Source organism: Undibacterium sp. GW821-FHT11B02 (assembly GCF_058808955.1).
In genome coordinates, this window is record NZ_JBXASD010000004.1 from 75796 (window position 1) to 95863 (window position 20068).

At 48.6% G+C, this 20068-nt stretch carries 20 protein-coding genes; 7 read left to right on the forward strand and 13 right to left on the reverse strand.

What is annotated here, in order from left to right; all coding sequences use genetic code 11:
• Nucleotides 1–145 precede the first annotated feature (145 nt).
• Nucleotides 146–1330 carry an NAD(P)/FAD-dependent oxidoreductase gene (locus tag AC1RVX_RS09310; protein ID WP_493216306.1) on the reverse strand — a complete coding sequence of 395 codons (1185 nt, stop codon included), beginning with the start codon at nt 1328–1330 and terminating at the stop codon, nt 146–148.
• 145 nt (nt 1331–1475) lie between these two features.
• Between AC1RVX_RS09310 and AC1RVX_RS09315 the strand changes: the two genes are divergently transcribed.
• Both AC1RVX_RS09315 and AC1RVX_RS09320 read left to right on the forward strand, forming a co-directional pair.
• Entirely contained in the window at nt 1476–2105 is a 630-nt protein-coding gene (locus tag AC1RVX_RS09315; protein WP_493216307.1) for a GntR family transcriptional regulator, read from the forward strand.
• 264 nt (nt 2106–2369) lie between these two features.
• Entirely contained in the window at nt 2370–2549 is a 180-nt protein-coding gene (locus AC1RVX_RS09320; RefSeq protein WP_493216308.1) for a hypothetical protein, read from the forward strand.
• Nucleotides 2550–2910: 361 nt separating this feature from the next.
• Here the strand turns inward: AC1RVX_RS09320 and AC1RVX_RS09325 are convergent, their stop codons facing one another.
• From AC1RVX_RS09325 to alaS, 4 genes are all read right to left on the reverse strand, one after another.
• Nucleotides 2911–3138 carry a sulfurtransferase TusA family protein gene (locus tag AC1RVX_RS09325; RefSeq protein ID WP_186947484.1) on the reverse strand — a complete coding sequence of 76 codons (228 nt, stop codon included), beginning with the start codon at nt 3136–3138 and terminating at the stop codon, nt 2911–2913.
• Nucleotides 3139–3556: 418 nt separating this feature from the next.
• On the reverse strand, nt 3557–4072 hold the full coding sequence (locus AC1RVX_RS09330; RefSeq protein WP_493216309.1) for an NUDIX domain-containing protein: 516 nt from the start codon (nt 4070–4072) through the stop codon (nt 3557–3559).
• A gap of 103 nt (nt 4073–4175) precedes the next feature.
• Nucleotides 4176–4694 carry a GNAT family N-acetyltransferase gene (locus AC1RVX_RS09335; protein ID WP_493216310.1) on the reverse strand — a complete coding sequence of 173 codons (519 nt, stop codon included), beginning with the start codon at nt 4692–4694 and terminating at the stop codon, nt 4176–4178.
• Nucleotides 4691–7303 (reverse strand): alanine--tRNA ligase, encoded by a 2613-nt coding sequence (gene alaS, locus AC1RVX_RS09340; RefSeq protein ID WP_493216311.1) that lies wholly within the window; start codon nt 7301–7303, stop codon nt 4691–4693. The genes AC1RVX_RS09335 and alaS overlap by 4 nt, the downstream gene beginning before the upstream one ends.
• A 179-nt stretch (nt 7304–7482) precedes the next feature.
• On the opposite strand from alaS, the gene AC1RVX_RS09345 reads away from it, so the two are divergent.
• A complete protein-coding gene (locus tag AC1RVX_RS09345; RefSeq protein ID WP_493216312.1) occupies nt 7483–7926 on the forward strand; it encodes a phage virion morphogenesis protein in 444 nt (147 codons plus the stop codon).
• Between the two features lie 76 nt (nt 7927–8002).
• On the opposite strand, the gene AC1RVX_RS09350 is transcribed toward AC1RVX_RS09345, so the two are convergent.
• Nucleotides 8003–10273: an NACHT domain-containing protein gene (locus tag AC1RVX_RS09350; protein ID WP_493216313.1), complete on the reverse strand. Its 2271-nt coding sequence runs from the start codon at nt 10271–10273 to the stop codon at nt 8003–8005.
• Between the two features lie 385 nt (nt 10274–10658).
• On the opposite strand from AC1RVX_RS09350, the gene AC1RVX_RS09355 reads away from it, so the two are divergent.
• From AC1RVX_RS09355 to AC1RVX_RS09365, 3 genes are all read left to right on the forward strand, one after another.
• A complete protein-coding gene (locus AC1RVX_RS09355) occupies nt 10659–10997 on the forward strand; it encodes a hypothetical protein (protein ID WP_493216314.1) in 339 nt (112 codons plus the stop codon).
• A complete protein-coding gene (locus AC1RVX_RS09360) occupies nt 10987–11469 on the forward strand; it encodes a DUF6714 family protein (protein ID WP_493216315.1) in 483 nt (160 codons plus the stop codon). Before AC1RVX_RS09355 ends, AC1RVX_RS09360 begins: the two co-directional genes overlap by 11 nt.
• Before the next feature lie 462 nt (nt 11470–11931).
• Entirely contained in the window at nt 11932–12399 is a 468-nt protein-coding gene (locus AC1RVX_RS09365; RefSeq protein ID WP_493216316.1) for a cache domain-containing protein, read from the forward strand.
• Between the two features lie 160 nt (nt 12400–12559).
• Here AC1RVX_RS09365 and AC1RVX_RS09370 read toward each other — a convergent pair whose 3' ends face one another.
• Nucleotides 12560–12874: a DUF1330 domain-containing protein gene (locus AC1RVX_RS09370; protein ID WP_493216317.1), complete on the reverse strand. Its 315-nt coding sequence runs from the start codon at nt 12872–12874 to the stop codon at nt 12560–12562.
• Between the two features lie 135 nt (nt 12875–13009).
• Here AC1RVX_RS09370 and AC1RVX_RS09375 point away from each other — a divergent pair, with 135 nt between their 5' ends.
• A complete protein-coding gene (locus AC1RVX_RS09375) occupies nt 13010–13882 on the forward strand; it encodes a LysR family transcriptional regulator (RefSeq protein WP_493216318.1) in 873 nt (290 codons plus the stop codon).
• A 235-nt stretch (nt 13883–14117) separates the two neighbouring features.
• On the opposite strand, the gene AC1RVX_RS09380 is transcribed toward AC1RVX_RS09375, so the two are convergent.
• From AC1RVX_RS09380 to AC1RVX_RS09405, 6 genes are all read right to left on the reverse strand, one after another.
• Complete coding sequence (locus AC1RVX_RS09380) at nt 14118–14441, reverse strand: hypothetical protein (protein WP_493216319.1); 324 nt, start codon at nt 14439–14441, stop codon at nt 14118–14120.
• Nucleotides 14442–14597: 156 nt separating this feature from the next.
• Nucleotides 14598–15893 carry a hypothetical protein gene (locus AC1RVX_RS09385; RefSeq protein WP_493216320.1) on the reverse strand — a complete coding sequence of 432 codons (1296 nt, stop codon included), beginning with the start codon at nt 15891–15893 and terminating at the stop codon, nt 14598–14600.
• Nucleotides 15890–16651: an outer membrane lipoprotein-sorting protein gene (locus AC1RVX_RS09390; protein WP_493216669.1), complete on the reverse strand. Its 762-nt coding sequence runs from the start codon at nt 16649–16651 to the stop codon at nt 15890–15892. The genes AC1RVX_RS09385 and AC1RVX_RS09390 overlap by 4 nt, the downstream gene beginning before the upstream one ends.
• A gap of 45 nt (nt 16652–16696) precedes the next feature.
• The gene (locus tag AC1RVX_RS09395; RefSeq protein ID WP_493216321.1) at nt 16697–18088 is read right to left on the reverse strand and encodes an ABC transporter permease; all 1392 of its coding nucleotides are present in this window, start codon (nt 18086–18088) and stop codon (nt 16697–16699) included.
• Nucleotides 18085–18804: an ABC transporter ATP-binding protein gene (locus AC1RVX_RS09400; protein ID WP_493216322.1), complete on the reverse strand. Its 720-nt coding sequence runs from the start codon at nt 18802–18804 to the stop codon at nt 18085–18087. The genes AC1RVX_RS09395 and AC1RVX_RS09400 overlap by 4 nt, the downstream gene beginning before the upstream one ends.
• Nucleotides 18805–18856: 52 nt before the next feature.
• Nucleotides 18857–19906, reverse strand: coding sequence for a MerR family transcriptional regulator (locus tag AC1RVX_RS09405; protein WP_493216323.1), 1050 nt, complete (start codon nt 19904–19906; stop codon nt 18857–18859).
• Nucleotides 19907–20068: the final 162 nt, after the last annotated feature.

A 20068-nucleotide genomic window follows, 5' to 3' on the forward strand; every position in this document is an offset into this window, starting at 1 on the left:
CCTAATCAAATGCAGATACGCTTGAATAGATTAGCAAAAATACATCATGACAATACGGGATAGGGTTAACTGCGAGGCAAGATGCAAATGACAATTGATGCTTGAAAAGCAAGAATGAATGAAAGTTCCCACCCTTTTGCCTTATTTATAAGATCCCGTTCTCGCGATAAGCTTCATTCTTTTCGACACGGGCATAAGAAAAGCGCGACAGATCAATTGTCTCTTGATGACCCTTGACTATCATCTCGGCAATCGCACGACCGGCAGCAGGGGCATGCATCATGCCATGGCCAGAGAATCCCGCCGAAACATAGAAATTATCGAAATTGCCCTTCCAGTTGCCAATAATCGGGTTGCCATCCAATTCACATTGCTCATACAACCCTGACCAGGTGCGATGGCATTTTGTGCCTTCAAACGCCGTTGGGAAGCGATGTGCCAGTGCTGGCCAGACAACTCTTTCAAAGTAATCATGGTCGACATCAAAATTGAAACCGCGTGGCTCGTCAGAATTGACCAAGCCACCGGAATAGCCCGCACCTTCAGGACGAAATGCCAGGCGTTCGGTGTCTTTGACGTATGGCAGCGCTTCGATCTTGTTTTGCCCTGTGAAATAATGCTCAAAGCGACGCAATGGATTAACTGGCAAGTGCATACCGATCATGTCGCAAATCTGGCTAGCCCACGGCCCTGCCGTATTGACGAAATAATCTGCGCTGACTTCTCTTTTGGACGCCAACATGGCGTTAGTAATGACGTGCTTTGTCGTGCCAAGACCAATAACTTTATCCTGAATGTATTCCACACCCAATGAACGTGCTTTCTTGCGCACGCCCTGCAAGAAACTTGACGGGTCGCACCACCCGTCACGCGGAGAATATGCCGCCCCTTCCAGATCCCCGACATTCATGGAAGGAAAATGTTTGAGTAAGCCTTGACGATCCAGCAAATGAATTTCGGCACCAAGTGCCGTTTGGGTTTTCTCGTTTTCTTCGATAACCCGCATATGCTCACGCTGGACGATGAACAGGTAACCCTGCTCAGTCCAGTCAATATGCGCCACATCGCCATTCACCGCCATGTCCTGTGGGAACCGCTTAATAAAGTCGATACTGAAATTCGACATCAGGATATTTTCCGGGCAAGAAAACAAGCGCCTGGCACCACCGGATGCACGGACGGTAGACGCGAATTCATAGGTCGGATCCGGCTCGATGACTGCAATTTCCAATTCCGGGCTGACCTTCTTCAAGAAATAGGCCGTACACGAACCCATGATGGCTCCGCCTATGATCACGACATCGTAGTGCTTTTTATCTGAAGTGTTCATTACTATCCTTTACTTATACAGAAGATTTTCACAGGCGATTTCATTGATGAACTCCGCTAAAAAAAGCGCAAGAAAAATTGTATCTTAAATTGGATCCAATATTGTATAATTTTTGCAGACCACATAATTTACGAATTAAGTTCTTATGAACAAACCAACTTCAGATCAAATTACCTCTGTATTGAGAAAGAATATTTATGAGGGAGTACTTTCCGCAGGCGTTTCTTTGAAACAAGAAGCGCTTGCAGAACAATTTGGCGTGAGTCGCATCCCCATCCGGGAAGCGCTAAAGAAACTGGAGACTGAAGGCCTGGTCCGGCATGAACCTCATAAAGGGGCTGTAGTTACCCCCCACTCGATTCCTGAAATCATCGAGATGCTGGATATCCGGATAGGGCTGGAAACAAGGGCATTGAAGCTCGCCATCCCAAACATGACCGAAAGCCACATTGCGCATTGCAGAGCCATTCTGGAGCGTTATGATCAATCAAGTAAGCCTGGCGTCTGGTCTGCGCTCAATCTGGAGTTTCATCTGGCACTCTATAGCGCATCGAAGAAACCGCGACTGATCAAAACGATTGAAGACCTGGTACTCGGAACCCAGCGCTATACCAGAATTTATATTTCGCACACCCTGGGGCGAGAACAACCCCAGCGCGAACATTACGGCATTCTTGATGCGCTGCGCGCAGGTGACGGCGACAAAGCTATCCTCATGCTGGAAGAGCACATTGCCCACACCCAGCGAGCGATTCTGGCGGCCCAGGATGACTGATCTTGCCATTAGGTGAAAAGGAAAAAATTGCTCAAGAAGTGATTCGACCCTAGCGCGTATCACACATTCTTCAGATCCATCTGACAAGTGTCGGATATACTCCATTCGTGTAAAGCCGCATAGTCGATCGCCATTAAAAAAGAGGCTACAGTTTCAAATGCCGATATGCTGGAGAAAACAGCAAGGCATATTTTTTCGGTACGTAAACTCTCGGTCCATTAAAATACATATCCATTTCAATTATCTTTTTTAATCGGGGAAAATATGAAGAAAGCACAGACAATAGAAAATCCATCAACACGTGATGTGAAAGAATTTAGCAATGAGTTAAGAGAGTTGAACGCCGAAGAAATTCAGCAAGTGAGTGGCGGTGTAGTTTTGAAAGGTAGCAATGTTGTCACTCCCCCGTTTAAATGGGAAGACCTCAAAAATGGACCCAATTAATGGAGGGAGGTAATCGGTTACAGGTCAATGTGTATACTGATTAATAATGTCACTCGTGTCACTCGTGTCACGAGTGGTCACTTCAGTTTTTCAATTCCAGATAAATCGATAGCCTGAATGGTCATTTGATTTGTTGTGTTTTTTTGGCAGTTGCATTCACAGCTACCCCACTTCAAAACCCTCAATGCTCTCCAAAGAGCAAGAGGAATTTTTTGAAGATATGCGAACATCCACATCCTGGATGTTCGCATGAAAAAAACAGATTCAAACGCAAAAAAACCCTCAAACGTCACTTGAGGGTTTTTTTATATGCAGATAAATCGCATGACCGTCGTTTTGAATTTTATACAATCAAGGTAAATTATTTACGCTTGATGAAGTATTCAAACTCTTTACTGCCTTCCATGTGCGACAGCAATTCATTGCCAGTCTGTTTGGAGAAAGCTTTAAAGTCACGGACAGATCCAGGATCAGTCGCCAAGACATGCAAGACTTCACCGGTGAGCATTTCTGCCAGCGCCTTCTTGGTCTTTAAAATTGGAAGAGGACAGTTCAGTCCGCGTGCATCCAGTTCTTTATTGAATTGCATGATTTTCCCAGTAATACAAATTGAGTAAGCTAATTCGCCTGACAATTGATGCACCAATTCTACCGGAATTTTCATTCACATGGTGCAACGCAGCAGACTTACAACAGATGAGTTCAACTTCTTTAAAGTTCTCGCACAAAAACAGTGCAAAACAAAAAAATTTTCTGTCTACAGCCTACGCCTTCATCTTAGTCATTAAACTTACTGCTGACTTACTTTACTTAGGTATTTGATCAAAACAATTGTAAAATCCGCAGACATTTGCAACTATTGCATCAATTTTTCTCTTTACTTGCCCCGTACTACCGAATTTATTGTGCAAATGCACAGAATCATATGCTTGTTTTTGCACAATAAAGACTATGTGATTACAACAGCATCGCGGGAAATTGGGCCCCCTGTTTTCGCAACACTCACTCTAGCTTTGCCATTCCCTATACACCGGTTCCAGACCGCGTGAACGCATCCAGTCGGCCATAGCGTGACCAGTACCAGCATTCCAGGGCCGGAGTTTTTCTGGTTCTATCAAACGGTATTCAAGCAGCTCTGGTGACAGACGAATTTCACCAGAAGCCTTGACGTGATAGGCGATGATGAGCTCGTTCTTTCTGATGAATTCGTAGACGCCGATGAGAGTGATCTGGTCGGCATCAAGATTGGTTTCTTCTTTGAGTTCCCTGGCGACACCCTGCTCTGGCGTTTCGCCACGTTCCATGAAACCGGTGATCAGGGCGAAGGTTTTTTCTGGCCATGCGGCATTGCGTGCCAACAGAATGTGGCCTTCTACTTCGACCAATGCCGCCAAGACTGGCAAGGGATTGTCCCAGTGTGTCCAGTGCCCATCCGGGCAGGCCAGGCGAATCTTGCCAACCTCTTGTTCATCAGGACGCTCTATCAGCGAAGTGGCACAAACCGGGCAAAATTTAATTTCCATGCGAACCTCAGACTGTCGTTTGCAGACTGCTGTGACACTGGGTTTATTTTGGTGACCTGGGGCATGACTGACGCAGGCTGCCAATTCCCTGGCAGCAGTCTGTCTATGTTTGTTTTAGCGGCACCATGGCTTGACGGGGATGCAAGCGTGCCATGGCATAGCTGTCGACAAATTCACCATTGCGAAATGCATGTGCACGCATGGTACCTTCTATGTCGAAACCAAATTTCTTGTACAAATGGATTGCAGCAGTGTTATCACAAAACACGCTTAATTCTATGCGCAGCACGTTGAGCCAGTTATCCGAAATATGCAATAACTCAGTCAACAACGCCGCGCCTATGCCACGCCCGGTAAACGAATCTGCCACACCCATACCCAAACCGCCTACATGCTGACGCCTTTGGGCTTTTTCCAGGTGCAGACTGGCTGAACCGACCACCACGCCATCATAAATGGCGACCAGACGGGTGTCTTTGGGATCGGTCTTTTCCAGTCGCTCCTGCCACATTGCAAGAGTTGGATGTGGCAGTTGCAATGTACCTGCATAAGTGCCCGCACTGGCGAACACCCTTTGCAGCTGGGCCGCATCTGAAACTTCAGCGCGACGTACGTGTATCATAATTTGGCGCTGACCCATTCGCTAACGCCAGCCAGTGCTTTTGCCAGACCACTGGCATCCGTACCACCCGCTTGCGCCATATCAGGACGGCCACCACCTTTGCCACCGACTTGCTGAGCCACAAAGTTGACCAGATCACCGGCTTTGACTTTAGATGTGCTATCCGCAGTCACGCCAGCAATCAGGCTGACCTTGCCATCATTCACCGCGGCCAAAACGATGGCGGCTGTTTTCAGTTTGTCTTTCAGCTTGTCCATGGTTTCACGCAGGGCTGTCACGTCAGCGCCTTCCAGCGTTGCGGCCAGCACTTTGATGCCTTTGACATCGACTGCCTGGTTCACCAGTTCATCACCCTGGCTGGAAGCCATTTTTGACTTCAGCGTAGCCAGTTCTTTTTCCAGCGTCTTGACGTGATCCTGCACTTGTCCAATACGCAGCGTCAGTTCTTCTGGCTGGGTCTTCAAAGCAGCAGCAGCTTCATTGATGCGGTTGTTCAGGTTTTGTACCAGTGTCAGTGCGACTTCACCGGTCACGGCTTCCACACGACGGATGCCGGCAGCGACACCGCCTTCAGCAACGATCTTGAACAGGCCAATATCGCCAGTGCGGGACACATGGGTACCGCCGCACAGTTCACGGGAAGAGCCGATGTCGAGTACGCGTACTTCGTCACCGTATTTTTCACCGAACAGCGCCATCGCACCATGTTTGACAGCATCGTCAAACGCCATCACTTGTGCACGGGTCGCCACATTCGTCAGAATTTCACGATTGACGATCGTTTCTACCTGACGGATTTCCTCAGCAGTCATAGGGCCGTTGTGGCTAAAGTCGAAGCGGGTTTTTTCCACGTCAACCAAAGAACCTTTTTGCGCCACATGGCTGCCCAATACTTCACGCAAAGCCTTGTGCATCAAGTGTGTTGCGGAGTGATTGCGCATGGTTTGTGCACGTATTTCGACATTCACTTCAGCCTTGACGTTTTGTACGATAGTCAGGCTACCGGATTTCAATACGCCATGATGACCGAATACATCAGCCTGAATTTTTTGAGTATCTGCCACTTCAAATATGGCACCGTCCAGCCCCACCAGTACGCCAGAATCACCGCATTGGCCGCCGGATTCGGCATAGAAAGGCGTGGTATCGAGCACTACGATAGCTTGCTGGCCAGCCTTGATTTCATTGACGGCACTGCCATCAACATACAGCGCAACGATCTTGGCTTCATATTGCAATTGGTCGTAACCGACGAACTTGGTTTTGTCGCCACTGTATTCAATTGCCGCAGCCATTTTAAATTTACCAGCTGCGCGTGCCGTCTGCCTTTGTCTGTCCATGGCAGTATTGAAACCAGCTTCATCCAGCACGACATTACGCTCACGGCAAATATCGGCAGTCAAGTCCAGCGGGAAGCCATAGGTGTCATACAAGGTGAAAGCGGTTTCGCCATCCAGGTTTTTGCTGTCTTTTTCCAGTGCGGCTTCGAGAATCTTCATGCCGTGTTCCAGCGTTTCGCCGAAACGTTCTTCTTCCTGCTTCAAGACCTGCGCAACGCGCTCAGCCGCCTCTGCCAGTTCAGGATATGCGCCACCCATTTCCTTGACCAGATCAGCGACCAGCTTATAGAAGAATGGCTGGCTTTGACCCAGCTTGTGACCATGACGCAAAGCGCGGCGGGTAATACGGCGCAGCACATAGCCACGGCCTTCATTGCCAGGAATAATACCGTCAACAATCAAAAAGCCAGCACAGCGGATATGATCAGCAATCACGCGCAGGGAATTGTTTTCCAGATCGGTACAGCCAGTTTCACGCGCAGCAGCCTTGATCAGGTTCTGGAAAGTATCGATTTCATAATTGGAATGCACATGCTGCAAAACTGCAGACAAGCGTTCCAGCCCCATGCCGGTATCCACGCATGGTTTAGGCAAAGGATGCAAAACACCTGCTTCATCCTTGTTGAATTGCATGAACACCAGATTCCAGATTTCGATGAAACGGTCACCGTCTTCATCAGGCGAACCCGGAGGGCCACCCCAGATGTCCGGGCCATGGTCATAAAAAATCTCGGTACAAGGGCCGCAAGGACCAGTGTCAGCCATTTGCCAGAAATTGTCGGATGCATAACGAGCACCCTTGTTGTCGCCGATGCGAATGATGCGCTCTACCGGCACGCCGATTTCGTTTTTCCAGATTTCGTAGGCTTCGTCATCTTCCTGATAAACCGTAACGGTCAGCTTGTCTTTTGGCAAACCATAGACAGCAGTCAACAATTCCCACGCATAGTGAATCGCATCTTTCTTGAAATAATCGCCGAAAGAGAAATTGCCCAGCATTTCAAAGAAGGTATGGTGACGCGCGGTGTAACCGACGTTTTCCAGATCATTGTGCTTGCCACCGGCACGGACGCTGCGTTGCGCTGTCGTGGCACGGCTGTAGGCACGCTTATCCTGGCCCAGGAACACATCCTTGAACTGCACCATACCAGAGTTGGTGAACAGCAAGGTAGGGTCATTGCCGGGGATCAGACTGGAAGAGCGCACACGGGTATGGCCCTTGGATTCGAAAAAGCTGAGGAATTTATCGCGGATTTCTGACGAGTTCATAGAGTGATAGTTCAAAGCTGAAAAATGGGTGTAATTTCTGATTATACGGTATAAATTCAGCCAGATATCTATGGGGGCAGATAGCCGATGCCTGGGATTATTGGAAAAAGTGCCTAAAAACGGAAGACCTCTCAACACAGAGGCACAGAGACACAGAGAAAATCAGGAGAAACTACAAGGTGTTTCTTGATGATCTGACGTTGTTTTTTCGTCATCGGTATGGATGGCAAGTGCTGGAATATACAAAATATGATTGTTTTTTTGCAAAAACCAAATCCTGCTGCCCACATCAAACTCACGCTGCATTTCGCCCAAGACCTGCGCCGCGAACAATAAACCCGCATCCAGGCGCAGCAAACCCCTACGGCACGCCCTACACACCGCGCAAGCAACGCAAAAACATCCGGGGTAAACAAAACAGCATCAAAAAGCAAAAGACCAGCATGTTCAACAAGCCGCGGACCAACACTCACCTCAAGGAAAAGGCCGATGGCAACGGGGTGGAAGTAGGATTGTTTGGTCGCGAAGCCCGTATTGCGCGGATGCATCAATACGGGCTACGGGATAGGATTGTGGCGGGTGAGGTTGATGCTCAGTATGACGATAGACAGATCTTGGTATGAATGCACTAGGACTTCAAATCGATTCAATATTCCCTCTAAACATGAATTGATTTAAACCGTATTTGCTTTCATCAAATCATTTCTTTTCAATTTTTTTCTGATCAAGGCTAGGCATCTTGAGCCAAAGTGGGTCTTTACTTAATGATAATTGATCTTTGATTGCCTTCATTCTTGCCGTATATTCTCGATTTGGATTATATATATACCCTGAACTGTCTTTGCTTCTTTCAATTAGTCCATCACTCAATAGAATATTGATGATTTGATCAATAATCTTCCTATCAAATGCTTCACCGAATCCACCTTTATAAAGTGAGCTTTCCTTTCGACCTCCACCACGTTGAAAGAAAATTTTCTGAATGATAGACAATAACAATTTTTGTGATGGCGGCAAGTTACTGGCTTTTATCCTTGCTGAATTGGACGCACTTTGAACATTTTCAATTTTTCCTCCAACAATCCACTCAGGTCTTGCACTTTCAGAAGTAAATCCAGTAACTGTTGAAATGAACGAATCATCAATTTTGAATCTAGATAAAGAGCTAATTTTGCTTGATTCGAAAGCGATTACGTCAAAAAGACATTCTTTGAACTCTATATTTTTCAACTCAACGTAACCTAAAGCCAACAGTGAAATTTCTGCCCATCTAATTTGCAATCCCTTAAAATCCAACGAATCACCATCTAAAAGACTGGCTGCGGCTACCAATTCCCCAACTGGCTGAGAATTTACTGGAACACCACTGTGATTCACCATAGCGAGAACCTCGGCTAAGTCGCCATAATTTTCAATATATTGTGCAAGAAACTCCACTCCTATCTTTTTTAGGCCTTGTTTCCAAAGCGGTTCTGCCAATATGGAGGTATTTTTATTAGAAACATCTTCAAATAAATTTTCCACAAACAATAGCTGAACAATGTAAGGATCAACAAACTGTCTGTCCGGTGACTCTGGCTCTATCCTACCCAACGTACATAATCGACTCAACATAAGTTGACCAGATTCGTCTGGATCTGAACCTGTAGCATTCTGGTATGCTTGATTTACGTCCTTAGGAGTTAATCTACCTAGTTCTCGATCACTTGATCGTACAATCGCCGCAAGATTTGTAAGTACGCACCTGACCGATGCTGGGTCTATAGAAGCGTTAATTCTCGCTTCGCGTGCACAGACTGTATCAAGAAACTGTCCCCAGAATCCGACTTCTCCAGTCTCCGCCGACAAAATCTCCGTCGCTTTTCCATTGCTAATTTCCGCCAATATCAAAAATATTAGCGGCTTTCTTGGAAGCCATTTTGGTACTGGTATGTTGACGCCAATATTTCTTAAATATTCTTGTGCTTGATCAATCTCAAATTCAACTGCACATTTAATCAAAATTGAGTGTTGGTTTCTTAACGAGATACCAAGACTGTCGTACATTTCCTTATTACTGTCGAAATAATGCGGACGCCCGGTGACCAGCACGCCTGCCCGGCAATCTGATATTAACTCACGTATCCCCTGCAAAGCCTCTTTTCGAATTGACTCCCTTCGATATAGATTCTGTCCAAAGGTTTGTGAACCCACCTCGTCAAAACCATCCAGAATTAGAATGACATGGCCAGCAGCTAGTAATTGCATCGCCCGATCTATGACCTGTGACATTCCAAGCCTCTTTAAATGACCAGCAATAATCTCAATTGCTGAGGAGGCTCCCCAATGATCCCGAAGATTTATTGAAAATACAAAAGAACTATTCAAGGTACCTTTTTCAACTAACGCTTCAAAAGTCTCCTTGGTACATCTACTCTTGCCAGTTCCGTATTCCCCTAAAAGAATTAACTTTTCACCCTTCAGCAGTTTTTCTGCTATTTGATGTGTAGTAAAACTGTGCTTATTCTGTTCATCGGTATATCCAACTGGTATATAAGCATGCTTGTCTGGTTCGCCAGTAGTCGGATTAATCGCGCTGCCAAATACCTGCTTATTTCTAAGTGCGACATACGTTGGAAAGTCAAAAGCTAATTTTGAAAATGATTCGGCAGACAATACTGCTATCTTGGAATCTATACCTAAATCGGACATCCCAGGCGTAGGTTCTTGACTAAGAACAATATACCCTCGCGCAAATACTCCACTAGTCGCAAAATTCAATTTGACACCGACTATCTTTGCGATGTCTTCCCGAACCTTGCTTAACGAGAACTGTTCAGTAATTTCAATCAAGATAATTTCCTCATTCGAAACATCGATAACTGCATCGAAATTCACTCCACTGATTCGTCGAGAGACTACAGGTCTTGACCATATAACAGACGCTAATTCACGAATATGTGCTTCAAGTTGTTTCCAAGATTTGGTCATAGCTAGCTTCCCTCATTATTGTCGTGCACCCACCTTGCTGCAGTATTCAAAATGAATAAGAGATCGGGGCGTATGTTATTAACTAATTTATATTTAAATTTAGCAAATGAATTGTGCGTACCAATGGTTAATTGTTGTCAATTAATTACCACTACGAAACTTTAGTGTTCATAACCATACACATTGCCAAACCGCCCAAACATGAGCTTTGCTTGCTCTAGGTGTTCCACAGACCTAATCCCGTCAGCGGCAAACCACCCACGCCCGAAAGTCGTGTTTTTTTTGCGCCCATAGGTTTCCTATGGCCGGGTAGCGCGTAACGATACAAGGCCCGCACACCAGCTTTGAATGTTTGTGCAACCTGCAAATCGACGCCGTCAAAACTATGGGCTTTGACACCGTGCTCGACCACCTCACCAGCATCTGCGACGCCTTAACCGAGCTGGATCGCACCAACCACACTCGCGAAACCACCACCGTCGACATCAATAACGTGGTACGCCCGGCCCAGGAAAACAAAATCCCTCGCCCCAACCAGCAGAAGATCCGCCGCAACATCCCCCTGAGCAAATACACCCCCTACCTAAAAAACACCGTCGTCAACAGCCCGCGAATAGCCCAGCGTATTCGCACGCATGATTTTGAGATGACTATTGATATTTTTCAGGCTCGGCCCGCGCTATGTACCATCAACAAATCAAAAAACAAAAGCAATGGGCAGTAAAGTACTATTTAATGAAATTGAATCGGCATTCCCTGAGGTTCCTATGCCAGCAAAGGCCTCGCTATCAGTACACAATACAGATTGCTGGCAATGCAAATACATAAGGAGGGATCTTGAAGAATACCGAGATAAAGAAGTTACCGGGGAATTGATCCGTTATCTCCATATGGAAATGAGCTGCCTGTCTCCTGCCGGGTGGAGATGGATTCTTCCACATTACTTAAAATTTTGCCTGACACCAGAAGCCGAGCACAACAAGTTTGAAACTCAGTCTATGATTTTTAATCTTGGACCCGACCCGAAATTTCAAGACGACGCCAAAGTGAGGCTTTCAAGCCTCAACCTACAGCAAATAGCCTGTCTTATTTACTTCCTCGAATGGCTCAAAAACCATCCGCGCTGGAATGAATACTGCCTGGACGATATAAACCGCGCATTAAAATTTGTGCGTTCACTAAATAAGCCCGCATAGGTGCAAATAGCCCCGCGTATTCGCACGTATGATTTTAAGGTGGTTATTGGTATTTTTCAGTCTCGGCGTGCGTGCGATTACGTTTCACTAATCGCATCTACGCGGGCTTTTCAAAATTAATGCGACAGAGCCGGATTAAATGATGTAATTGTAGGAAATTTCGTTGCTCAGCTTCGACCATTTACTGCCGATGTTTCCACCTCGCTGGAGATGGTACCAAGGGTCAAACAACGTGATCTGTTGACAAGTTCAAACGTGCTGTAGACAATGCAGTGTGAGATGTCTTTGTTCTGCAGGCGACATCTTGCCGGACAAGGCCAATTTTCAATAATCCAGTCGGGGATTTTTTATCTGGTGATGAAAACAATACAATGAACCAATCTACGTCAATCGTTCCTTATCGCATTTTACTCACCGTATTGGTATTGCAAAGTGCAAGGGTGCACAATCTGGGAGCAATCAATGTTAACTAGAAAATTTTTTAAATTTTGTATTTCTGCACTTGCTACCTTAGTGTTCAGTGCCAACGTCTTCGGCGCCGAGCACGGCACGGCTGCGGAGGCTATGGCTTTGGTAAAAAAAGCCATCGCCTTTGAAAAAGCCGAAGGTAAGGAAAATCTGTTGAAGGAAGCATCCAACCATGCTGGGAAATTCATTGACCGAGATCTTTATCTAAGCGTCTATAGTTTCGACGGTGTCGTCCTTGCACACGGTGTCAACCCAAAAATTATAGGGAAAAACATTGTTAACTTAAACGACATCGACGGGAAATTATTTATCAAAGACATATTGCAACAAGCAAAGGCCAACGGAAAAGGCACGGAGGATTACAAATGGCCGCATCCTGTGACCAAGGAATATCAGGAAAAGTCAGCGTATTTTGAAGTTGTCGATGGTTTGATTATTTCTTGTGGCTATTATAAGTATTAAGGACGCGATCAACTAATCGTGTTTTTGAGCCCGCGTAGGTGCGAATAGCCCCGCGTATTCGCACGCATGATTTTTAGGTTGTTATTGATATTTTCAGTCTCGGCTTGCGTGCGATTACGTTTCACTAATCGCAAGCGGGCTAGATCAAGTTTGCGGACTGCTACTGCGCCCGAGTAAGCTGAGGGTCGTCATAGCCCTCAATCACAATGAGGTCAATCGTGCACACCTCCTTCCGTAAAGAAATGGCGTGTTGGTAGCCTGGGGAGTTCCAGCAGTCCAACGCGGCCTGATAGCTTGGAAACTCGATCACCGCATTGCGTGACCGACTCTTGCCTTCCATGGCTTCAAAGGTGCCACCGCGCACAAGAAACCGTCCGCCGTAAAATGCCAGCGGTTCCGCGTTGGCGGCGATGTACTGCTGGTACTGTGTCGCGTTACTGATATCGACACGGACAATCCAATAAGCTTTTGGCATAACGACTCCTGTTGTACTGACATGAATGAAAGGTATCAGTGGTGATCAATCTGATTGATGCTGTCCGCAGTGTAGGTTTTCAGTATGTTTTCATAAAGTGAATTATTATGAACATTTAATTCTTGAAATGAGATCATGGATTTGATCGATTTGCGCTGCTTTCAGGCGGTTGTGCTGTACGGCGGCATTACACGGGCGGCCGAAGCTCTGCACCGGGTTCCCTCCAATATCTCTACCCGCATTCGCATGTTGGAGGAGAACCTGCAGGCCAAGCTATTTGTGCGCGAAGGCAAGCGCATGCAACTTTCCCCACAGGGCAAGGTATTGCTGGACTATGCCAACCGTCTGCTGCAATTGGCGCAAGAAGCGCGCGGCGCACTGCACGATGGTGCACCTCGCGGCATCTTGCGTTTGGGTGCAATGGAAAGCACAGCGGCTATTCGCCTACCGACTCTGCTGGCGCGTATGCACCGACAGTTTCCGGCCCTCTCCGTCGAACTGAGCACGGGTGCCCCTCGACCATTGACGGCACGCGTGATCGCCGGCGAACTGGACGCGGCGTTGGTGTCGGAGCCCGTATCCGACCCGCGCCTGTCTACTCAGTTGGCCTATGTGGAGGACCTGGTGATGATTGCCCCCTCAGGCCACCCAGCCGTGCGCAGCGCCCGCGACGTGCGATTAGACCCACTGCTGGTGTTCGATCCGGACTGTCCCCACCGGCAACGCCTGGAGGCATGGTGTGCCAAGGGAAAAATTGCCCCAAATAGAGTAATCGAACTGGGCTCCTACCACGCCATCCTGGGTTGTTGCGTCGCGGGTATGGGCGTTGCGCTGATTCCTGCGGCAGTGCTCGATACCTATACCGAGCGAAAACACCTCTCGGTGTACCCGCTCACAGGTAACGCCCGCACCATGAAGATCATGCTCATATGGCGCAAAGACGCACCACAGCCAAAGATCCATGCGCTGGCCCAACTGCTTGCAGATAAATCAGATCAGCCCGCATAGGTGCGAATTGCCTCGCGTATTCGCACGCATGATTTTGAGGTGATTATTGATATTTTTTAGACTGGATATGTGTGCGATTACATGACATTGATCGTATCTTGTACGCACATTTTGTAACGCAGCTGAAACAGCTCTGCATAAGTCCTGATTAACTTCCCTGCAAACAAAAACCGCCAGCATGAGCTGGCGGTTTTGCTTTTGGCTTTGCATTGACAGCGGTGCGTACCGCCAAAGCTTAATTTGTTGTCGCGCTTGCGTTGTGTTTTTTGATGCGAATTTTTCTGCTGGCGCGGTTTTCTTCTTTTTCCAGTTTGGCACGTTCTGCCGGTGTTACTACACCATCTGCCTTGGCGGCTTGTTTGTCGTTTGCGATCTTGGTTTCGCGTTTTTCCAGATTGGTCGCCTCTTTTGCTGTCAGGGCGCCACTTTCCATGCCTTTGGCAACGCGTTTTTGTTGTACTTCCTGGCGTTTATCGATATTCGGGGTATTGGTTTGTGCGAAGACAGAACCGGCGATCAGCGTGGCGACCAGTGCGGCGGCAAATTGGATGGATTTCATGGCTTTTCCCTTTAAAAAATTTCAGCGATCAGTTTTATTGTGGATGAGCAGGCTGCCCATGTGTCAATAACGATGCTGCTATTTTTTCTGATGACAAGAAAAATGTAATCAGTGTAAGCACTCGTAACCAACTTTCCCTCCAAGATTGCAATCCCACTAAAAATAATAGCGTGCCAATAATTGCCAGATTTGCATTTGTGGTGCGGCGCCATAATTGCTCAGGCTTGTACCGCTATTGCGTTGCCATTGCAGGGAAAATTCTGTGTGTTTGAGGTGGTAGCGTGCTTCCAGCCATGACATGCGGCTGGAATCGGCCATGTCATACCGGCTCATGGCCGAGAAATCCAGGTGGTTGATCAACGCATCTTGCCAGCTTGCATAGACAAACGCACTGCGCTTGGCGGGTGACTCTTGTACACCTTGCAGATAGCGGCGGTAAATGCCATAACTTTGCAGGGACGCCTGCCCCAGGGTATTCCATTTTTCCTGATCCATGCCCCCACCGTTGTATTCCAGTTCTGCAGTGACAGATATCTTGTTGCTGGTGGTATAGGTCAGGCCAGTCGCACTGTGGTTGCGAAATGTGCTGTCATCACGATAAGCCAACCCCAGTTGCTGGAAAGATTGTGCCAGCAAGGATGGGCTGCGGCCACCCGACCATTCGGCAAACACCACGGTGGAATCATTGAGCAAGGCAGTCAGATTCAAGCCGAATTGCACAGGCTGTTTTTCTGATTTATACAGCAGCACTTGCGGTGTGATGCCGTCAGCCACTTGTTGACTCAGCGCCAGCAGCCAGCGATTTTGATCATTGGTTGCGGCAACATCAGGGTTGAAGCTGGAGTCATTGCGCTGGTCGCCCAGCTTGGGTGAATACAAGGCTGTCAGTGAGCCGCCGTTCCACAATTTTTGTCCGCGCAGCATGACACTGCCCTGGCGATTTTCTTTCAAACTGGCAGGGTCCACCGACACCACAGAACGCAAGGCAGAGGTACGGAAATAATCAGTGGGGTTATAACCCAGCGCCACGCCATTACGGGCATTGATGCGGCCCAGATCCAGCAATTGGTCGGTCTGTACCTGCCAGCTCAGATAAGCTTCTTTGATGGTATTGATACTGTGCTGGTCCAGGGTTTGCGGTGGCCAGTTGATATCAAGACGGTCAGACAATACTGCACGCCAGCCGGGCGCAAAGGAATTGTCATATTGCAGGTCCAGCGACAGGCGCTGGAATTGCTGGCTGCTGCCATCACGACGCGCGCGATTTACGCCGGCACCCGCTTCTGTAAATATGCGCCAGTTGCTGGGCTGCTCGACCGCATTGGGCATCTGGTCAGCGACTTTCAGTGCATCCAGATCAGAGTCTTGCCTGGCCTGGCAGTTCAATGCCAGCAAGCCCATGACTATGCTGGCGCTAAGCCTGAATAAAAATGGATTACAGGTCATCATCATTCTGGTTTGAAGCGTGGCAGATAATCGCGTTGCAACCACTGGTCAGGCACTTCACGTTTGACCAGGTTGGAATAACGCATCACGGTCACCCAGGTTGGGTCAAGGCCATCGATGATGACGGTCTCTGTCGGCCTGTCTATGCCTAACTGTTTTTCATAGCGGCGGTAATACGCGGTCTTGAGCAACTTGCCGCTTTCTGTATAAAACTTCGCTTTCACCGGATGATTGTTGCCGGTCTCTATCCACATATCGATATGATGGTAGGTCGCATCCGGCGTACTGGCATTCATGCCCAGCTTGTAGCAATGCTTGGTCTGCCGATCACCGTCCTGGGTATCTTCTTCAACCGAATTCACGGCCTGGTAATCTTTGGCCAGGTTGACGGTGACAACGTCGCCATTCGATGCCTGCCCCAGCAGGCGCTGCTGTGGTGACATGCGTATGCTGGCTTTGCTGCTGGGGTCGTAAAACCACAGGTCCTTGCCGCTGAACAGGATCAGTTTATTGGCGTCCCTTGCTGGCGCAACATAGCGTATCAGGCTGCGGAACTGGCCGCTATTGGGGTCGGCCTTGGAATAGATAGCCAGGGTGCTGGTATCGGTTTGCTTGCCGGCGCGATATTCGATCAGGGTATTGGTCAGGCCAAATGGATGATCGGGATTACGCACCACGTCACTGGCGGCCAGTATCTCTTGCGGACTTAATGTAGCCTGGGCGGCCCGGGCCACCTGCACGCTTGCCATCAACAGGCTGGCCATGGCAAAACACGCTACAGACATTTTTAATTGTTTCATGATATTTCCTTAAACGTGTCTCAGGGCATCAACAATCATCATCCGCGATGCACGGTTGGCAGGCCACCAGGCAGAGATCACTGTGACCAGCAACAAACCTATCACACTGCCTATCAGCAAGGGCATATCTTGCCATACCCGCACCTGTATCAGGTAGGCATAGGAATAGCCAGGTGGTGTCCAGGCAGCACCGCTGTGATTGATGAAGTAGGCAATCACCAGTGAACCCAGCAGGCCGCATACCGCACCTATCGCCCCCAGCAACACACCTTCACATAAAAACAGCCTGCGCAAGCCGGAACGGCGCAAACCCATGGCGCGCAAGGTACCTATTTCTACCGTACGCTCCACCACGGCAGTGCTCATGGTATTACCGATGGTGAACAGGACGATCACACCTATCAGTATGGCGATAAAACCAAACATGGAATTCATGAATTGCACCGTCTGGCCATACATGGGATTGAGTACCTTGAAATCGAGCAGCTCCAGTGCCTGCCCCTTGACGTTCTGGTCCAGCAATTGCTGCAGGCGTGCACGTGCTGCCGGTATCTGCCTGGTATGTTGCAACTGTATCTGTATGGCCGTCACCTGCGCCTTGCTACTACCATAAATCAGCTTTTGTGCCTGGCTTAAATGCATGGCCATGTAAACATCATCGAGTGCCTTGATGCCCATGTTTCTGGCGGTGATGACACTGAGACTGGCGACATTGGGCGCACCATGCGAAGTCGCTGCCAGCATTTCTATGCGCGTGCCTTCTTCCTTGGCGGTATTACCTTGCTCCATTGCAGACAATGCGGCAATATCGCCCGGAGCCTGTGCACCGCTATCTGTGGCGACAGGTGTGTCGTCCTGCTGGCAACCGGGTATCTGCAAGGCCTTGCACAATTTGATCTTGCGGGCCACGCCTTCACCAATGACGACTGCATCCGGGTTGCTGCCATTCAGTGGCAAGGGTTTGGCATAGCTTTGCATGCCATAGTCATTCCAGTTCAACATCTGATTACGTTCTGGCACAACGACGCCGGTAGCCAGTACCGAGCGCGACACACCAGCAGAAAAATTACCAGCCAGGCCGCCAAGTTGCAAGGTTGGTGTCACCACCACCAGCATGGGTGCCAGCTCTTTATCCTGTTTTACCAGGTCGATAATGTGCTGATAATCAGCAATGCCATAGGCCGTGGGATTGTCCCCACCTTCGAGGAAATAGCCTTGGTGCTGGATTTGCAAATGACCACTGGATTCGACAAAGCCGGTTTCCATGCCGTAGGTGATATTTGAGCGGTAACCACCGAATAATAAAATTGCGGTCAGCCCCACTACCATGGCCAGCAGGGTCGTCAGTGAACGGCGGCGGTTCCTGAGCAGGTTGCGCAGGGCGAGGGAAAAAGTCTTCATGCGCTCAGCTCCGTATTGTCATTTTTTTGTTCCAGATTGCGTTCCACACTGGTGATGCGGCCATCGCGGATAAAGATGGTGTCATCTGCCTCGGCCTGGACTTGCGGGTCATGTGAAGAAAATACGAAAGAGACATGGCGTTCACGCTGCATCTTGCGCATCAGGCTGATGATCGCGGCACCGGTCTGGCTGTCCAGGTTGGCGGTTGGTTCATCGGCCAGCACCAGTTTGGGTTCGGTCGCCAAGGCGCGGGCAATCGCCACGCGCTGGCGCTGGCCGCCGGATAATTGACCTGGCAGGTTTTGCGCCCGGTCTGCCAGGCCAACCGCATCCAGCAAATCAAGCACGCGTTTTTTGCGTTCACCCGCAGACACTTTGGCCAAAATCAATGGGTATTCCACGTTTTCATAGGTATTGAGGACTGGCAGTAAATTGAAGTTCTGGAAAATGAACCCCAGGTGACGCGCACGAAAATCAGACAAGGCGTCGTCAGACAGGGTATGTACCGCCTGGCCAGCGACGATCACTTCACCACTGTCTGCCCGGTCTATACAACCGATGAGATTGAGCAAGGTGGTCTTGCCACTGCCTGAAGGGCCAGAGATCACGGTAAAACAATTGGCCCGCAATTGCAGGTTGATATCAACCAGTGCGGGCACATCGACCGCATCCAGATGATAGGTTTTCATGACTTGCTTCAGTACTACGGGATACATAGTTACTCCAGTATGAAAAAAATGAAATTTGTGAAAATCGTTGATGAGTCAATTAGCGTGTCGCATTTGCCTGCATATCGCTGGCCATCAGTGCCAGCATGCCCTGTTCGACGAAACGTTTCATGTCAGCAGTGAAACCACTGCCATCAAGCATTTCTGGATGTTTGGCATGGGCGGCCTGCACTTTCTCACGTGTAGCCGGATTCATGCCCCAGGTATCGGTAATGAGCCATTGCCAGTGACGCATCAACTTGAGCGTATCGGGGTGAGTTGGGGTGATCTGGTTTTCCATCAGCTCCCGTGTTTGAGCAAAGATAGCCAGCCAGTCCTGCATATTCTTTTGACCGTTCTTGCGATAATGCTGCAATTCGTCCGTATCCAGGTAATCCGCAAAAATATCGCAGCGAATTTCATGCAGGGCTTGCAAAATAAAATCAAGCAAATCACCGTCAACCCCGGTGATGGCCTGGGCAGAAAAATCTGTCCTGTGCATGGTACTGAGCTTGGCAAAAAAGCGCGGATCCTCGCCCATGGTGGTCTTGCACAGGTCTATCCAGTCGCGTGCCAGTTTCTTGGCCTGCGCATCGGTCGGCGGTGTATGGTTTTCCATCAGACTACGGATCGCAGCAACCAGGTTGGGCCATTGCTGTTTGAAATCGCTTTGCGTCACGCTTTTCTGCAAGGTGGAAATTTCTTCCGCACTGAAATACTGACGCTGGGTCGCCATCAGACGCAAGGTAGATAACCATTCGTCGATGTCCGGCTCTTTTTCGCCTATCAGTTTTTCTTCGAGTGCCGCCAGCCGTTCACGCAAATCTGTGGCGTCAGCAATCTGCCTGTCGATGGCGCACATTTGCTGACGTATCAACTGTCGCAAATCAGCGCCATCACCATTCAACATATCGCGAGTTTCTGCCAGTGACAGGCCCAGGCCACGCAAAGCCTGTATGCGGTGCAGGCGGGCAATATCATCCCTGTTATACAAACGATACCCTGCGGCAGTACGTGCAGAAGGCTGCACCAGGCCTATTTTTTCATAATGATGCAGTGCGCGGATAGTCAGACCTATGCGCTTTGCCAGTTCGCCAATCTTGAGTAACATTGCTTGCCCTTTTTGAAAGGCTCATCATAAAGTCTAACCTTACGTCAGAGTCAAGCAATTTAAGATTAGGACTTACGCAAAACCGCCCCAACTGCGTTGCAGCTCCTAGCCGTACTAAAGTACTGTCTTCGTCGCTGCGCCTTGTTGGGACAATTTTGTGTA

What these genes read in the sequence shown, in the direction of transcription:
- AC1RVX_RS09310 (WP_493216306.1), bottom strand. Translation starts at nt 1,330, where the DNA reads ATGAACACTTCAGATAAAAAGCACTACGATGTCGTGATCATAGGCGGA.
- AC1RVX_RS09315 (WP_493216307.1), top strand. Translation starts at nt 1,476, where the DNA reads ATGAACAAACCAACTTCAGATCAAATTACCTCTGTATTGAGAAAGAAT.
- AC1RVX_RS09320 (WP_493216308.1), top strand. Translation starts at nt 2,370, where the DNA reads ATGAAGAAAGCACAGACAATAGAAAATCCATCAACACGTGATGTGAAA.
- AC1RVX_RS09325 (WP_186947484.1), bottom strand. Translation starts at nt 3,138, where the DNA reads ATGCAATTCAATAAAGAACTGGATGCACGCGGACTGAACTGTCCTCTT.
- AC1RVX_RS09330 (WP_493216309.1), bottom strand. Translation starts at nt 4,072, where the DNA reads ATGGAAATTAAATTTTGCCCGGTTTGTGCCACTTCGCTGATAGAGCGT.
- AC1RVX_RS09335 (WP_493216310.1), bottom strand. Translation starts at nt 4,694, where the DNA reads ATGATACACGTACGTCGCGCTGAAGTTTCAGATGCGGCCCAGCTGCAA.
- alaS (WP_493216311.1), bottom strand. Translation starts at nt 7,303, where the DNA reads ATGAACTCGTCAGAAATCCGCGATAAATTCCTCAGCTTTTTCGAATCC.
- AC1RVX_RS09350 (WP_493216313.1), bottom strand. Translation starts at nt 10,273, where the DNA reads ATGACCAAATCTTGGAAACAACTTGAAGCACATATTCGTGAATTAGCG.
- AC1RVX_RS09355 (WP_493216314.1), top strand. Translation starts at nt 10,659, where the DNA reads ATGGGCTTTGACACCGTGCTCGACCACCTCACCAGCATCTGCGACGCC.
- AC1RVX_RS09360 (WP_493216315.1), top strand. Translation starts at nt 10,987, where the DNA reads ATGGGCAGTAAAGTACTATTTAATGAAATTGAATCGGCATTCCCTGAG.
- AC1RVX_RS09365 (WP_493216316.1), top strand. Translation starts at nt 11,932, where the DNA reads ATGTTAACTAGAAAATTTTTTAAATTTTGTATTTCTGCACTTGCTACC.
- AC1RVX_RS09370 (WP_493216317.1), bottom strand. Translation starts at nt 12,874, where the DNA reads ATGCCAAAAGCTTATTGGATTGTCCGTGTCGATATCAGTAACGCGACA.
- AC1RVX_RS09375 (WP_493216318.1), top strand. Translation starts at nt 13,010, where the DNA reads ATGGATTTGATCGATTTGCGCTGCTTTCAGGCGGTTGTGCTGTACGGC.
- AC1RVX_RS09380 (WP_493216319.1), bottom strand. Translation starts at nt 14,441, where the DNA reads ATGAAATCCATCCAATTTGCCGCCGCACTGGTCGCCACGCTGATCGCC.
- AC1RVX_RS09385 (WP_493216320.1), bottom strand. Translation starts at nt 15,893, where the DNA reads ATGATGATGACCTGTAATCCATTTTTATTCAGGCTTAGCGCCAGCATA.
- AC1RVX_RS09390 (WP_493216669.1), bottom strand. Translation starts at nt 16,651, where the DNA reads ATGGCCAGCCTGTTGATGGCAAGCGTGCAGGTGGCCCGGGCCGCCCAG.
- AC1RVX_RS09395 (WP_493216321.1), bottom strand. Translation starts at nt 18,088, where the DNA reads ATGAAGACTTTTTCCCTCGCCCTGCGCAACCTGCTCAGGAACCGCCGC.
- AC1RVX_RS09400 (WP_493216322.1), bottom strand. Translation starts at nt 18,804, where the DNA reads ATGTATCCCGTAGTACTGAAGCAAGTCATGAAAACCTATCATCTGGAT.
- AC1RVX_RS09405 (WP_493216323.1), bottom strand. Translation starts at nt 19,906, where the DNA reads ATGTTACTCAAGATTGGCGAACTGGCAAAGCGCATAGGTCTGACTATC.